This is a genomic window from Vibrio sp. QJM3NY_35 (genome assembly GCF_057785915.1).
Genome location: NZ_CM173507.1, coordinates 2740296 through 2756106 on the forward strand (window position 1 = coordinate 2740296; position 15811 = coordinate 2756106).

Genomic DNA, 15811 nt, shown 5'->3' on the forward strand with positions numbered 1-15811 from the left:
CTTATTAGAACTGGGCTGATACTAACAAAAAATAAAGGAGCATCAAGCTCCTTTATTTAGACTAAAACAGTTTGTATCTTATTGCGTGATAAATCAGCTTATAAGTCGTTGAACTCTGGGCTGTAAGCTATCTCACCAGCATGTCCAGCAAACGCACCGTCTACCAACTCAATCGCTTGGAAAGCGCCTTCAGGCACATCCCAAACACAACGCAGACCAAACTCGCTCGCAGCCTTGAAACCAAAGCGGCTGTAATAAGCAGGATCACCAAGCACAACGCAAGCTGGGTAACCAAAATCAACCAAAGTGGAAAACGCATCTTCAACTAGAGATTTGGCAATACCTTGGTTGCGGAACTCTTCTTTCACAGCGAGAGGCGCAAGCCCTTGCCAGTTATGATCCTCGCCATCAAGAGTGATAGGGCTAAACATCAGGTGACCAACCACCTCGCCTTCATCAGAACAAGCCACCAACGATAGCGTTAAATGGCTATTCTCACGCAAGCTCATAACCAAGTTAGCTTCTACATCTGTTTCAAAAACAGATTTCAATAAACGATCAATGACAAGTATATCTGCCGGTGCTTCAGTTCGAATAAGCATTCATTACCTCACTTTGTGTATCTGGGGATTGTACTCCCTTCTGCACAAAATCAGCTAATTGATTTAACAAAGTTTTCATAGGAGTCGGCAATAAGTCCAAATCTACGCTATCCATCAAGTTTTTAACTTCTAAACCGAGCTCGGTATCGCCTTCAATAGACAGTCTACGTTGGAAGAAAAGCGTATCTGGGTCTTCTTTACGCCCCGCAATTAACACAAGATCGTTAAGATTGCCGCTAAAGCTTACATCTTCAGCCACCTCTTTATCAGCTACAACCAGTTGCTCATTTTTGTAGCTAATACACCAACTTAACCCCATGTCTTTTATTGAGACTTTCAGCCATTTGTCTTCTAAAAACTCAAAGTCACCGTCCTCTAAAGCTTCCTTGAAGACATTCTTAAGCGCCTCCAATAAGGCTCTTTTTTGTACTGTTTTAGGCAATAACTGGACTGGAGATCGCAAAATTGATGCGGCATTTTGAACTAGTTGAGTGCGAATCTTGTTTATCACGTGACTTATCCGTAACTTTGTCAATAATATGGAATGCATCTTAGATGATGTTGAGATCTCAGTTACTGTTATGTATCAAATTAACTTCTGTTTGATACTCGACCTTTAATATCCTGAAAATCACAGTTATAGTAACTCAGGTCATGAGAATTACAGCGGATCGCTGCACTCACAGGTAAATATCGATAGCCACACAAAAAGTAATAAATATTTATCGATAGTGAATATTCAAGCTCTTGGAGAATTGGTAGTACTTTGATGCCTCCCCAGCAACTACAACATTGGTTTACCCAGCTAACAGCAAACAGTCCGTTCTTTTTTGCGGTACTTGACGCCCAACATAACTATTTTATGGTTAATGAGCGTTACTGCGATATTGCTGGTTTGAGTAAAACCGAGCTTGCTGGCATGAATGACCGCCAAACATTAGGTGAGCAATTCTACCAACATCTTAAGCCTTACTATGAGCGTGCATTCAATGGCGAAACGATTGAGGCCGAAGTCACCCTCAACGAAACTGACCTCGATACCAGCCTTCATTTCAGCCTATCTCCGCTTACCAACGGCAACAAAACCGACTACATCGTCTTTCACGCCTTCGACACATCAGAAAACCAAGTACTTGTCCGTTCTTTAGAAGAATCCGAAGCCAAATTCCACAAGCTATCTCAACTACTCCCAGACGGATTACTGCTCGTTGAAAGTGACTACATCTTGTCATCTAACCCAGCAGCAGCTCGCTTGCTTGGCTTTAACTCAACCACAGAGTTAATTGGCGAAGAATTGGGACGCCTATTTATCGATGAACAAACCAAAACAGTTTTCAATAATAACCTCACTTCTATTATTTCTGAGTCTGGTTTGGTTTGCTTAACGGGTGCCCGATGCGGCTTTGAACGTAAGGTTCAGCTCAACATCGACTCCACCACTGTTCTTGGAAGTAATACTCAGTTGGTGCTTATCCAAGACGCACAAGAAACCGCAAAACAATATACACCGGCAAACAGTGAAGATGCCTACATCGACGCACTGACTAAGCTCTACAACCGAGTTGGGTTTACTAAGCGTCTTGAGCAGTTCATTCACAACGATACGCCGGTGGTGATGCTCTACTTAGACATTGATAACTTTAAGAATATCAATGACTCACTTGGTCATCACATCGGTGACAAGGTGATAAAAGAGGTCGCTTCGCGCCTTAAACGCCTACTGCCTCGTAAGGCCGTGATTGGGCATTTAGGCGGGGATGAGTTTGGTATTATCTTGCCAGAACCTGAACATCAGCGAACACCTGAAATGCTCGCTGAAAAGATCATATCCCTGATCAACCAACCCTTCGATCTTCACCACTTTAGCAAACGCTTAGCCTGCTCAATTGGTAGCGTGAGCTTTCCTCAAGATGGTACTGATGCTCGCATCTTGCTGCAAAATGCAGACACAGCAATGTATGAAGCGAAAGATCGTGGTCGCAACCGCCTAATCAAGTTCAACGAACAGATGAACAAAGAAGCGCGCATGCGACTGTGGCTCGAGATAGAGCTACAAAAAGCGCTGCAACAGAATGGACTTGAGGTTTGGTATCAACCTAAGGTCAATGCGCGTGACTTCACTATCAACGGCGCTGAAGCTCTGGTACGTTGGAAGCATCCTGTCGAAGGTTATATCAGTCCTGCTGCGTTCATTCCTGTAGCGGAGCGAGCTGGTCTTATCGAACAACTTGGCCGAGTGGTAATGCGTGAAGTATTTGCTACGGTTAAGCGCTGGAAGATGCAAGGTATCCTTCCAGGTCGTGTCGCGATCAACCTATCTCCAGAACAGTTTGGTAATCCAAAGCTGATTGATTATATGGAAAAATTGCTGTGTTCGACCGAGCTTGACCCAAGTGCGATTACGTTTGAGCTAACGGAAAGCGCGGTAATGAGTGATAGTGAACACACACTTCAAATGCTTAACGCCATCAAGAAACTTGGCTTTGCTCTCTCCATTGATGATTTTGGTACCGGTTACTCTTCACTGTCTTACCTTGCTCGCTTCCCAATTGATGAGCTTAAGATAGACCGTGCTTTCATCTCTGATATCGATACCCTACCAAAGCAAATCACCGTAATTGAAAACATCATCAACCTAGGTAAATCTCTCGATTTGACCGTGGTTGCAGAAGGTGTCGAAACCAGTGAACAAGCGACTTTGCTGTCTAACCTCAACTGTAGTTCGATTCAAGGCTTCCACTTCTATCGTCCGCAACCCAAACAAGATGTCGAAGAGTTGTTTGCCCAAAACCGCCGTCATAAGAACTAATTAAACGACTCAAATACCTTACCGCCTAAGCGAAACCAATACACAAAACCACGATTCGTCAGTACCTCAAACGGAGTAAAAGCAGATTTATCCATCTAAACCTGCCTTACATCAATTCCGTCATTCACAATTCTTCATAAAATGCTCGCATCAACTTAATTCTACTGGTAGTGAGCAAATGGAACTCTTATGCCCAGCGGGTAACTTACCTGCTTTGAAAACCGCTATTGATTGTGGTGCGGATGCTGTCTATATCGGATTCAAAGACGATACCAATGCCCGACACTTTGCAGGCCTAAACTTTGCGGGTAAAAAGCTCGATCGTGCTGTGCAGTATGTGCATGACCACAACAAGAAAATTCATGTTGCCCTAAATACGTTTGCTCACCCAAATGGCTTCGACCGTTGGACCAATGCCGTAGACAACGCCGCAGCTCTGGGTGTTGATGCGCTGATCATCGCAGACATCGCGGTGCTTGAGTACGCAGCAAATAAGTATCCAGATCTCGAACTGCACCTGTCAGTGCAAGCATCTGCGACCAATGCGGCGGCTATCGACTTCTACCATAAAAACTTCAACGTTAAGCGTGTCGTACTGCCGCGTGTGTTGTCGATTCATCAGGTCAAACAGCTTTCTCGTAACATCACTTCTGACGTTGACCTTGAAGTATTCGCTTTTGGTAGCTTGTGTATCATGGCAGAAGGCCGTTGCTACCTCTCTTCATACATGACAGGCGAATCACCAAATACTGTTGGTGCTTGTTCTCCGGCAAAATACGTTCGCTGGCAAGAAACAGAAACTGGCCTCGAATCTCGCTTGAACGAAATCCTTATTGATAAGTACGAAGCAGGTGAAAACGCAGGTTACCCAACGCTGTGTAAAGGCCGCTTTGAAGCCGAGATCGATGGTGAACGTAAGCGCTATCACGCACTTGAAGAGCCAACCAGCCTCAACACGCTATCCATGTTGCCTGAGCTTTTCGCGGCAAACGTTGCCTCAGTGAAGATTGAAGGTCGCCAACGTAGCCCTGCTTATGTTGAACAAGTCACTCGCACTTGGCGCGCAGCTATCGATCGCTACTTAGCGAACCCAGAACAATACCAAGTGGAACAAGCTTGGAATGCGACACTGGCGAATGTATCTGAAGGTACACAAACCACGCTTGGCGCTTATCACCGTAAATGGCAATAGAGCCAAATGGAGAACTCAATGAAATACGCATTAGGCCCTCTACTTTATTTTTGGCCAAAACAAGACGTTGAAAGCTTCTATGAGCAAGCGAAATCAAGCTCTGCCGACATCATCTACCTAGGTGAAGCCGTGTGTTCAAAGCGTCGTGAGATGAAAGCGAAACACTGGATGGACATTGCTAAAGAGCTGTCTACTTCAGGTAAGCAAGTTGTCCTCTCGACCATGGCATTGCTCGAAGCGCCAAGCGAAGTCAACATCATGAAGAAGTACATTGATAACGGTGACTTTGCTATCGAAGCTAATGATGTATCTGCAATTCAACTAGCCAGCGAAAGCAAAGTACCTTTCGTGGTTGGCCCTGCAGTAAACACCTACAACGCACGCACGCTGAACCTGTTCTTGAAACAAGGTATGACGCGTTGGTGTATGCCGGTTGAGCTTTCTCGCGAATGGCTAAGCAACGTGATGACCCAGTGTGAAGAGCTAAATATTCTTAACAAGTTCGAAGTTGAAGTGTTTAGCCACGGCTACCTGCCGCTTGCTTACTCGGCACGCTGCTTTACCGCTCGCGCTGAAAACAAAGCTAAAGACGATTGCGAAACCTGCTGTATCAAGTACCCAACAGGGCTACAAGTAGAAAGCCAAGAAGGCCAATCAGTCTTCAACCTTAATGGCATCCAGACGCAATCAGGCTACTGCTACAACCTAGTCAACGATTTGCCAAACATGCATGACCTGGTTGATGTAGTTCGTTTAAGCCCACTCGGTATCGATACCTTCTCTGAAATTAATAATTTCAGAGCGAACGAGCAAGGTCAAAAACCGATAAAGATTGAAAGCCGCCAATGCAATGGCTACTGGCATCAGCTTGCAGGTTTAGACGTTAAGAACATCTAGTTCCTCGCATTGGACTAACCAGTAACAGGTACAAAAAAGGTCTAGCATTCGCTAGACCTTTTTAATTCGACTTAAGAAACACGACCTATGCCGTCGCTGTTTCCATCGGTGAGGCATCGAGCTTCTTTAGATCTTTGTAGAGCATCACCATCACCACCACACTTAGCGCGATGTTAGACAGTGGGTACGCAATCCAGATCCCCGGCACACCGTACAACTTAGGCATAATGTACAAGAAAGGTAACTGAATAAGCATATTGCCTATGGTTACAAACATCGCCTTGCTGCCCTTGTTCACTGCCTGGTAGTAAGCACCTGCGACTACCAAGAAGCCATCCAGCGCTAAGGCAAACATGTGAAGTCGAATACCCAACACGGTGTACTCAACTAACTGAGGATCGTCTGAGTTAAATACTGATACAAACTCACGTGGGAACGCGTTCAAAAGCAGCACGAACGCCACACCAATCAATACCGAACTCATCATCGCTATCTTAAGTAACTTACGGATGTTCACTTGGTTACGCGCACCATGGTTGTAGCTCACCAATGGTTGCATGCCGTTGGCGATACCTTCAGCCGTGAGATAATAAACCGTCACGATGTAGCCCAAAATCGCGTAAGCACCGATCATCAACTGGTCGCCATATTGAGAGAACAACGCATTGTGCAACGCCACCATCATCGAACCATAAGCGTACATAAAGAAGCTTGATGTACCAATGGCGAAGATTTGTGGAATCACATCCAGCTTCAATCTCAACTCATTCCAACGTAAACGTAGGTTTGCTCGACGCGAGAAGAAGTAAGCCAAGCCGAGAGCCGTTACTACAAACTGGGCAATCGCTGTTGCTAATGCTGCACCCATCAACTCCCAGCCATAGAGAGCGATAAACAGGTAATCGAGCACGATATTAATCACCGCACCAACGATCATCAGTATCGTCGCTAAGTTCGGACTGTCATCGTTACGCAGTAGAAACGGCATCGCGATCGAACCTAGCGTGAAGACACTGGCACCAATCAGAATGTGTAAGTACTGCAGACCAAGTTCATACACTCGCCCTTCAGCGCCCTGCCAAAGCAAGAAGTTATCAGCAAACAAGAACAGCAATGCAGAGACAATAGGCGTTATCGCTAACAACAAGGTTAAGCCCGTTGCTAAGATCTGCTTAGCGCCTTGAGTATCTTTTTCACCTTGGCGAATCGAGACAAGCGCACCTGTGCCCACACCCACCAACATACCAATACCGAGAATCGAACCAATCACTGGCCACGCAACATTGATACCTGCAAGACCATCAGCCCCCACATAGCGGCCGATGAAGATGCCATCCACCACTTGGTACAGGCCATTAACCAACATGGCTGCCACAGTAGGGATTGTGTATCGCCAAAACTGACGACTAATTGAGTTACTCATTTCTTACTCTACTTTCATTTGTGAGTCGCATATCAACAAGGTATGACTCGAAAAATTAGTTAACAAGGCTAACTAAATATCTAAATATTTACTTCAAAGCTTTATTTAATAATAGGTTTAGCTGCTGAGATTCTTGCTCAGACAAACGACTTTCCAGTATCTGTGCCATGACCTGATAGATCTTACTTTCTTCTTCTAAGCCGACTTCCGCTTTGCTGGTCAGTACGACCAACTTAGATCTCGCATCTTCGAGCGAAGCTTTACGTTCCACAAGCCCCTTTCTCTCTAGCCTTTGAACCATAGTGGTTGCTGAAGGCTTGGTCACCTGCATCTCAATCGCCAGATCAGTCAATCGGATCGGTTCAGGAGAGGCTTGGATGACCTTCAAATAGTCATACTCATTGAAGCTCAATTGGCAAATAGGATCTTCATTTACCTGAGTGCGCCATATCTTAGAGGCGAAGCGCTCAATCTTTTCTAAATTCTGGTTCAGCATACTCACCTAATCAAAGAATAGCATTTAGTTAGCAAGGCTAACTATTTTAGTGTTGTTTAAATAAAAAGCAATCAAAACGAGATGAAGATCATAAAAAAGGAGCATAAAAAAACCGCTGACAGGCAGCGGCTTTTCGGAATCAAAATGTGTTGCTTACTTAGCGTTAGCTTCTTCTTCGGCCTCAGCTAACTTAACTTGTGCTAAGTGCTCAGCTTTAAGCGTGGTGAAGATACGGCTTAACTCTAAGAAAGAGTAACGGTGTTCTACGTATTCATACACGTTAAAAGAAACCGCTAACTTGTACAAAGAGATCGCATTCGCGTAGTCACCATTCATGTGGTAACGCTTAGCAAGGTAGAAGTACGTCTCTGTTAGGCGCTGCGCAAGTAGCGTGTTGTCGCGAGTACCGGTTAAGATCGCCTTGAAAGCCTGCTCTTCAGTGATGTCATCAAGCATAATCGCAACTAATACCCAGCCCCACTGCTCATCACGACTCTCATAACGTTTTTGTAAATCAAGCTTAGCTTGTTCTGGCGTTAGCTCATGCTGAATGATGTACAACCAAAGAGCGCGAAATGGATCGCTAGGATCATCAGCATAGTGCTTCATCATTTCTTCATTGGCTAAGTCGTAACGCTCGCCATAATAAAGCGCGATAGAGCGGTTTCTTTCTGCGTAAGAGTTTGCAGGATCAAGCTCTAACGTAGAATCAAAAGATTCATAAGCCGCATCAAACTCCCCTACCTGCGTAAAGTAAACACCCAAAAGATTGAAGATATCAGGTTGAGCAGGGTTCAATGAAAGAGATTGGTTGAAGTCAAGGCGCGCGAGATCACGCAGGCCAACACTGTCGTAGTAGTTACCACGTTCAAACAGCATCTTAGCTCGAACTTCATCGTTCAAATCAGGGCGCTGTAATAACTGACTAAGACGTGCAATTTGAACTTCTTGCTGAACGCTTGGTTGCAGTGGCACAGCCATCGGTGGATAAACCCAACGTGAGGTGTTATCTGATGTTGTCGCACAACCTGTTAGTACAAGCAGTAAACACATACTCGCGGTTTGAAACCATTTCACAAATAATTACTCCTGTTATGACCGCAATAAAAAAGGGGAGCGATATGCTCCCCTTTATAACATGCTTTGTTGACGATAGGTTAGAAATCACTAAAAAGCGATATCACCATCGACACACTGAGAATTACTCAGCAGCAGGTGCTTCGCCTTCAGCTGGCGTTTCAACTGCTTCTTTCATGCTTAGACGTACACGGCCTTGACGGTCAATTTCAAGAACCTTAACAGGAACTTCTTGACCTTCAGTTAGGTAGTCAGACACTTTCTCAACGCGCTTGTCAGCAATTTGAGAGATGTGTACTAGACCATCTTTACCTGGAAGGATAGTAACGAATGCACCGAAGTCAGCTAGACGAGCAACTTTACCTTGGTAAATGCGGCCAACTTCAACTTCAGCTGTGATCTCTTCGATACGACGGATAGCTTCTTTAGCAGCTGCGCCTTCAGTAGCAGCAATCTTGATTGTGCCATCGTCTTCGATTTCGATTGTAGTACCCGTTTCTTCACAAAGAGCACGGATAACTGCGCCGCCTTTACCGATAACATCTTTGATCTTATCAGAGCTGATTTTCATTGTGTGGATACGTGGAGCAAATTCAGAGATATCTTCACGAGCACCAGAGATAGCTTCATCCATTACAGAAAGGATGTGCTTACGTGCACCTTGCGCTTGGTTAAGTGCAATTTGCATGATCTCTTTAGTGATACCTTCGATCTTGATGTCCATTTGAAGTGCAGTGATACCAGCGTTAGTACCTGCTACTTTAAAGTCCATGTCACCTAGGTGATCTTCGTCGCCAAGGATGTCAGAAAGAACAACGAAATCGTCGCCTTCTTTAACAAGACCCATTGCGATACCCGCAACAGAAGCTTTGATTGGAACACCAGCATCCATAAGCGCTAGAGATGTACCACATACAGAAGCCATTGAAGAAGAACCGTTAGATTCTGTGATTTCCGATACAACACGAACTGTGTATGGGAATTCTTCAACAGAAGGCATTACTGCTTGGATACCACGTTTAGCAAGCTTACCGTGACCAATTTCACGACGCTTAGGAGAACCAACGAAACCAGTTTCACCTACACAGTATGGAGGGAAGTTGTAGTGTAGAAGGAAGTTGTCTTTCTTCTCACCCATTAGGCTGTCGATGATTTGAGCATCACGTTGTGTGCCAAGCGTTGCAGTAACAAGTGCTTGAGTTTCACCACGAGTGAATAGAGAAGAACCGTGTGTACGTGGAAGAACACCAGTACGTACGTCTAGCGCACGAACCATGTCTTTTTCACGGCCATCGATACGTGGGTTGCCAGCGATGATGCGGCTACGTACTACGTTTTTCTCTAGAGAACCAAGCATGCCGCGGATTTCGCGCTCATCTAGGTTTTCGTCTTGTGCGATTAGAGCTTCAACAACGTCGTTCTTGATTGCGCCAACTTGCTCGTAACGAGCCATTTTCTCAGTGATCTGGTACGCGTCAGATAAACGTGTTTCAGCAAGTTCAGCAACTTGAGCTTTAAGCTCAGTGTTAACTGCTGGTGCTTCCCAGTTCCAAGATGGAGTTGCAACTTCAGCAGCAAACTCGTTGATTGCTTTGATTACAACTTGTTGTTGGTCGTGACCGTAAACAACAGCTGAAAGCATTTCTTCTTCAGACAGGTTATCTGCTTCAGATTCAACCATAAGTACTGCGCCTTCTGTACCAGACACAACTAGGTCTAGTTTAGAGTTTTCAAGCTCAGTATTTGATGGGTTAAGAACTAGTTCGCCGTCGATGTGACCAACACGTGCAGCACCGATAGGACCATTGAATGGAGCACCAGAGATAGCAAGTGCAGCAGACGTTGCGATCATAGTGATCATGTCTGGGTTTACGTCAGGGTTGATAGAAACAACCGTAGCGATAACTTGAACTTCGTTTTTAAACGCACTTGGGAAAAGTGGACGAATTGGACGGTCAATCAGACGAGCTGTTAGTGTTTCGCCTTCAGATGGACGACCTTCACGCTTGAAGAAACCACCAGGGATTTTACCCGCAGCGTATGTACGCTCTTGGTAGTTTACTGTTAGTGGGAAGAAGTCTTGACCTGCAACTGCTTCTTTCTTAGCAACAACAGAAACGAATACTGAAGTATCGTCCATAGTCGCCATTACAGCAGCAGTAGCTTGACGTGCAATTACGCCCGTTTCTAGAGTAACGGTGTGGTTACCGTACTGGAACGATTTTACAACTGGTTTTTCAAACATTGTATATCCTTAGCTCTAAAGTCAGACTTTAGATTAAGTGAATAATGACTCAAGACATTACCAATCGCGACTAGTGAAAAGGGACTTAGGATGGTGACTCTTTGTATGAGTTCATACGCCGAATTAGGACCAAATCCGCCTTTGAATAGTCGCGACCTATTGGCCGACATCTGTGACTGTAATCTCTTGAGAGGTTGATTGCCAAACGCTGAAAACGCTATAGGCGGGCGTAGTATAAACTATTTTTATTAGGAGATATATTTCCTATCAGAAAAAGCCAGATGATATTCTGAGCATCCGGTCTAGCATTTTCTTACAGGCACAAAAAAAGGAGCATAAATGCTCCTTTTCTTCAAACTGTCTTTGCAGACATCGCTATTAGCGACGTAGGCCTAGACGCTTGATTAGGTCTTGGTAACGAGCAAGGTTTTTACCTTTCAAGTAATCAAGAAGCTTACGACGGCTAGAAACCATACGTAGTAGACCACGACGGCTGTGGTGATCGTGTTTGTGCGCTTTGAAGTGACCTTGTAGGTGGTTGATAGAAGCAGTAAGTAGTGCTACTTGTACTTCTGGTGAACCTGTGTCGCCTTCAGATTGTGCGTATTCTGCAACGATTGCTGCTTTAGTTTCTGCATTCAGAGACATAATTCTCTCCTGATAAGAGTAAGTTTATATTTGTAGCAGCCAATCTCTGATTCAGCCGCTACGCGAGCCGAGGATTATAGGGAAGTTTGTCAGTTGGTGCAATAACAATCGAACCCATTAAAAACGAAAAAAGCGAACCACCTAAATTAGGCGTTCGCTTTCTGTCTTATTTGCTCGCCTTTCAAGGCTAAACACTAATACCTAATTCGGTTTCAGCGCTACGCTTGTGGCTCTTCATCTCTGAAAACAACCAAACGCTTCGGTGCAACTCGGCCATCTTCAGCAATCTGAGCAACGCCGACAAACAGCTTCTCTTCGCCACTAGTCATGCGAACAGTGCCTTCAGTTGGCGCACCAGAAACCTGAACTGGCATACCGTGCTGAACTAGGTCAGTCAGTTCCGCGTTCAGGTTTACTTCTGGTAAATCTTCAACGGCAGTGTCCATTGGCATCAGCAGTGGATCAAGCAGCTCTTTCGGTGCAATTTCTTGCGCCTGTGCTTGCTCTAGGATCTCGTTTAACTGCTCCAAAGTCACCATACGCTCGTATGGGTACTTTGCTACACCAGTACGACGAAGCATGGTCACATGAGCACCACAACCGAGCATTTCACCAAGATCATCGGTAATTGTGCGGATGTATGTGCCTTTCGAACAATGCACTTCCATTTCAACTTCATCGCCTTCAAAGCGAAGCAGTTCAATAGAGTACACAGTGATCTTACGAGACTCACGAGGAACCTCGATACCTGCACGTGCGTATTCGTACAAAGGCTTACCTTGATACTTCAATGCCGAAAACATTGATGGTATCTGATCGGTTTCACCCTTGAAGCTCGCAATGCAACGCTCAAGCTGTTCTTGAGTCACGTTAACATCACGTGTCTCAACCACTTCACCATCAGAGTCAGAAGTATTGGTACGCTCACCAAGCTTAGCAATAACAACGTAGCGCTTATCAGAATCTAAAAGAAACTGAGAGAACTTCGTTGCTTCACCAAGACAAATTGGCAGCATGCCAGTCGCAAGAGGATCCAGAGCACCGGTGTGCCCTGCCTTCTCTGCAAAGTAAATACGCTTTACTTTTTGCAGTGCATCATTAGACGAAATGCCAGTCGGCTTATCTAATAGAATTACCCCGTTGATAGGGCGACCTTTACGACGGCGAGCCATTACTCTTCGCCCTTAGACTGAGTTTCGTCAGTGCGGCCAGCTTCTTCTTGCTTACGCTTGTCGTCGTTCAGAACTTCACTTACTAGGTTAGACATACGCATGCCTTCTACTAGTGTGTTGTCGTAAGTAAAACGAACTTCAGGCGTTAGACGGTGGCGAATACGCTTACCAAGAGCCATACGAACTGGCACTTCATGCTCTTTAAGAGCTTTAAGACATGATTCAGGAGTTTGCTCACCAACACATAGGAAAGTCACGAACACTTTTGCGTAAGCAAGGTCACGAGACACTTCTACGTCTGAGATAGTTACCATACCGATACGTGAGTCACGAACTTCACGTTGTAGGATAAGCGCAAGCTCTTTTTGAAGCTGCTGAGACACACGTTGTGTGCGGCTAAATTCTTTTGACATTTTCTTTTCTCACTTAGAAAGATGGGGGGCTTGGTAATTACCAGCCCCCCATGGTGTATTCAACAACCGATTACTTATTACCTTTACTAGTAATGTTAGTAACCTTAGTCAATATGTCGAGTCGTACAGACTGATTAGTCTAGAGTACGTTTAACCTCAACGATTTCGAATACTTCGATCTGGTCACCAACGCGAACGTCGTTGTAGTTCTTAACGCCGACACCACACTCGTAACCGTTCTTAACTTCTTGAACGTCATCTTTAAAGCGACGAAGTGACTCTAGTTCACCTTCGTAGATAACAACGTTTTCACGAAGTACACGGATTGGGTTGCTACGCTTAATCGTACCTTCAGTAACGATACAACCAGCGATTGCACCAAGTTTAGGCGACTTAAATACGTCACGAACTTGTGCAAGACCAATGATCTCTTGACGGAATTCAGGAGCAAGCATACCGCCCATCGCCTGTTTAACTTCGTCAATCAGTTGGTAAATGATTGAGTAGTAACGTAGATCTAGGTTTTCGTTCTGAACCGTGTTACGCGCAGTTGCGTCAGCACGAACGTTGAAACCAAGGATGATAGCGTTAGAAGCTGCAGCAAGAGTTGCATCAGTTTCAGTAATACCACCAACACCAGAACCTACGATGTTCACTTTAACTTCGTCAGTAGACAGTTTCAGTAGAGAGTCAGCAATCGCTTCTACAGAACCTTGAACGTCAGCTTTAAGTACAACGTTAAGCTCAGCAACTTCGCCAGCCGTCATGTTCGCGAACATGTTCTCTAGTTTCGCTTTTTGTTGGCGAGCTAGTTTAACATCACGGAATTTACCTTGACGGTAGTTCGCAACTTCACGTGCTTTACGCTCATCACGTACAACAGTCGCTTCATCGCCTGACGAAGGAACACCAGAAAGACCTAGAATTTCTACAGGAATAGATGGACCTGCAGTTTCGATGTCTTTACCGTTCTCATCGCGCATTGCACGAACACGGCCGTACTCTTGACCACAAAGAACGATGTCGCCTTTGTTTAGAGTACCAGACTGTACTAGTACTGTTGCAACTGGACCGCGACCTTTATCAAGACGAGATTCAACAACAACACCAGACGCCATGCCTTCTTTAACCGCTGTAAGTTCAAGAACTTCAGACTGAAGAAGGATTGCTTCTAGAAGACCATCGATGTTTGTACCCTGTTTAGCAGAGATGTGAACGAAGATGTTCTCACCGCCCCATTCTTCAGGGATAACGTCGTATTGAGCTAGCTCATTCTTAACGTTGTCTGGGTTTGCACCCTCTTTATCGATCTTGTTCACAGCAACAATCAGAGGAACGCCTGCCGCTTTCGCGTGCTGGATCGCTTCGATTGTTTGTGGCATTACGCCATCGTCTGCTGCAACTACAAGTACAACGATATCTGTCGCTTGAGCACCACGAGCACGCATAGCGGTAAACGCCGCGTGTCCAGGAGTATCAAGGAAAGTGATCATACCGTTGTCAGTATCTACGTGGTAAGCACCAATGTGCTGCGTGATACCGCCAGCTTCGCCAGAAGCAACGTGTGCTTTACGAATGTAATCAAGTGTTGAAGTTTTACCGTGGTCAACGTGACCCATGATAGTAACAACAGGAGCTCGACCTTCAGCGATAGCATCGCTATCACGGTCAGCTAGTACTGCTTCTTCAAGTTCGTTTTCTTTACGTAGGATTACCTTGTGACCCATTTCTTCAGCAACAAGTTGTGCTGTTTCTTGGTCAATCACTTGGTTGATAGTCGCCATAGCGCCCATCTTCATCATTACTTTGATAACTTCAGTTGCTTTAACTGACATTTTGCTAGCCAGTTCAGAAACAACGATAGTTTCGCCGATAGCAACGTCAGATTTAGCAACAGTTGCTGACTTATCGAAGCCTTGCTGCATTGACGTTGGTTTAGCAAGCTTACCTTTACCGCCACGACCACGTTGGTTACGACCACCACGGTTGTTTGCCGGTTGGTTAGCAGGAGCTGCTTTCTTCTTGCGACGACGAGGTGCTTTCTCATCTTTCTTATCTGCCGCATCTTCAGCTTCACGAGCGTAAGTAGAAGTAGTCACATGGTAATCCGCAGATTTCTCTTGCTCTTTCTTCTTCTTCTCTTCTTCAGACCAACGTTCTTGGTTCTCTTCTGCTAACTTACGAGCTTCTTCAACAAGCTTAGCTGCTTCAGCTTCTGCTTTACGAGTTGCTTCTTGCTCTTGACGAGCTTTAAGTTCATCCGCTTCTTTTTTCGCTTGTGCGTTAGCGTCTGCATTTTTTGAATTCATGTCTTTTTTAGCCTTTTCAGCTTGTGCGCGTTGAGCCTTCTCTTCAGCTTCACGTTTTGCATCCGCTTCACGTGTTACTTTTTCTTCGGCTTCGCGCTGTGCTTTCTCTGCAGCATCACGTTTCGCTTGCTCTTCAGCATCGCGTTGTGCTTTCTCTTCCGCTTCACGATTAGCTACTTCCTCAGCTTCACGTTTCGCTTCATCTTCAATAGTGCTGCGCTTCACGTAAGTACGCTTTTTACGTACCTCTACTTGAACATCCTTACTCTTACCGCCTCCAGCGGCAACACTTAGCGTGCTGCGGGTCTTGCGTTGAAGAGTTAAACGAGTCGGTTCTGTTTCACCTGAAGTATCGCCGTGCTCCTTTTTAAGGTGCGTTAGCAATGTTTGCTTCTCTGAATCAGTCACTTGATCCGACCCTGCTTTCTTCATGCCTGCATCAGCAAGTTGTTCAATTAAGCGGTCAACTGGCGTACCAATCTCTTCACTCAGTGCTTTAACTGTTAATTGTGTCATACCGCTTTCTCT

The 15811-nt window shown here is 45.2% G+C and carries 13 protein-coding genes; 3 read left to right on the forward strand and 10 right to left on the reverse strand.

Going from position 1 to position 15811, the window contains the following annotated elements:
• Window positions 1–98: 98 nt before the first annotated feature.
• Complete coding sequence (locus tag AC3CH3_RS12280; RefSeq protein WP_488537249.1) at window positions 99–602, reverse strand: GNAT family N-acetyltransferase; 504 nt, start codon at window positions 600–602, stop codon at window positions 99–101.
• The gene (gene ubiT, locus AC3CH3_RS12285) at window positions 586–1113 is read right to left on the reverse strand and encodes a ubiquinone anaerobic biosynthesis accessory factor UbiT (protein WP_032545250.1); all 528 of its coding nucleotides are present in this window, start codon (window positions 1111–1113) and stop codon (window positions 586–588) included. The genes AC3CH3_RS12280 and ubiT overlap by 17 nt, the downstream gene beginning before the upstream one ends.
• Before the next feature lie 258 nt (window positions 1114–1371).
• Here ubiT and AC3CH3_RS12290 point away from each other — a divergent pair, with 258 nt between their 5' ends.
• The 3 genes from AC3CH3_RS12290 (at window position 1372) to AC3CH3_RS12300 (ending at window position 5500) form a co-directional block, all read left to right on the forward strand.
• Window positions 1372–3411 carry a sensor domain-containing protein gene (locus tag AC3CH3_RS12290; RefSeq protein ID WP_488537250.1) on the forward strand — a complete coding sequence of 680 codons (2040 nt, stop codon included), beginning with the start codon at window positions 1372–1374 and terminating at the stop codon, window positions 3409–3411.
• Window positions 3412–3589: 178 nt separating this feature from the next.
• Window positions 3590–4603, forward strand: coding sequence for a ubiquinone anaerobic biosynthesis protein UbiU (gene ubiU, locus AC3CH3_RS12295; RefSeq protein ID WP_017068227.1), 1014 nt, complete (start codon window positions 3590–3592; stop codon window positions 4601–4603).
• A gap of 18 nt (window positions 4604–4621) precedes the next feature.
• A complete protein-coding gene (locus tag AC3CH3_RS12300) occupies window positions 4622–5500 on the forward strand; it encodes a U32 family peptidase (RefSeq protein WP_488537251.1) in 879 nt (292 codons plus the stop codon).
• 85 nt (window positions 5501–5585) lie between these two features.
• Here the strand turns inward: AC3CH3_RS12300 and AC3CH3_RS12305 are convergent, their stop codons facing one another.
• From AC3CH3_RS12305 to infB, 8 genes are all read right to left on the reverse strand, one after another.
• Window positions 5586–6923 (reverse strand): MATE family efflux transporter, encoded by a 1338-nt coding sequence (locus AC3CH3_RS12305; RefSeq protein ID WP_488537252.1) that lies wholly within the window; start codon window positions 6921–6923, stop codon window positions 5586–5588.
• Window positions 6924–7011: 88 nt separating this feature from the next.
• Window positions 7012–7419 carry a MarR family winged helix-turn-helix transcriptional regulator gene (locus tag AC3CH3_RS12310; protein WP_017056675.1) on the reverse strand — a complete coding sequence of 136 codons (408 nt, stop codon included), beginning with the start codon at window positions 7417–7419 and terminating at the stop codon, window positions 7012–7014.
• A 153-nt stretch (window positions 7420–7572) separates the two neighbouring features.
• Complete coding sequence (gene nlpI / locus AC3CH3_RS12315) at window positions 7573–8496, reverse strand: lipoprotein NlpI (protein WP_048605659.1); 924 nt, start codon at window positions 8494–8496, stop codon at window positions 7573–7575.
• Between the two features lie 124 nt (window positions 8497–8620).
• Window positions 8621–10741 carry a polyribonucleotide nucleotidyltransferase gene (gene pnp, locus AC3CH3_RS12320; protein WP_019819855.1) on the reverse strand — a complete coding sequence of 707 codons (2121 nt, stop codon included), beginning with the start codon at window positions 10739–10741 and terminating at the stop codon, window positions 8621–8623.
• 378 nt (window positions 10742–11119) lie between these two features.
• Complete coding sequence (gene rpsO / locus AC3CH3_RS12325) at window positions 11120–11389, reverse strand: 30S ribosomal protein S15 (protein WP_010436144.1); 270 nt, start codon at window positions 11387–11389, stop codon at window positions 11120–11122.
• A 218-nt stretch (window positions 11390–11607) separates the two neighbouring features.
• Window positions 11608–12561 carry a tRNA pseudouridine(55) synthase TruB gene (gene truB / locus AC3CH3_RS12330; RefSeq protein WP_086712039.1) on the reverse strand — a complete coding sequence of 318 codons (954 nt, stop codon included), beginning with the start codon at window positions 12559–12561 and terminating at the stop codon, window positions 11608–11610.
• A complete protein-coding gene (gene rbfA / locus AC3CH3_RS12335) occupies window positions 12561–12974 on the reverse strand; it encodes a 30S ribosome-binding factor RbfA (protein ID WP_017065964.1) in 414 nt (137 codons plus the stop codon). The genes truB and rbfA overlap by 1 nt, the downstream gene beginning before the upstream one ends.
• 134 nt (window positions 12975–13108) lie before the next feature.
• Window positions 13109–15799 carry a translation initiation factor IF-2 gene (gene infB / locus AC3CH3_RS12340; RefSeq protein WP_065676714.1) on the reverse strand — a complete coding sequence of 897 codons (2691 nt, stop codon included), beginning with the start codon at window positions 15797–15799 and terminating at the stop codon, window positions 13109–13111.
• Between the last annotated feature and the right edge of the window lie 12 nt (window positions 15800–15811).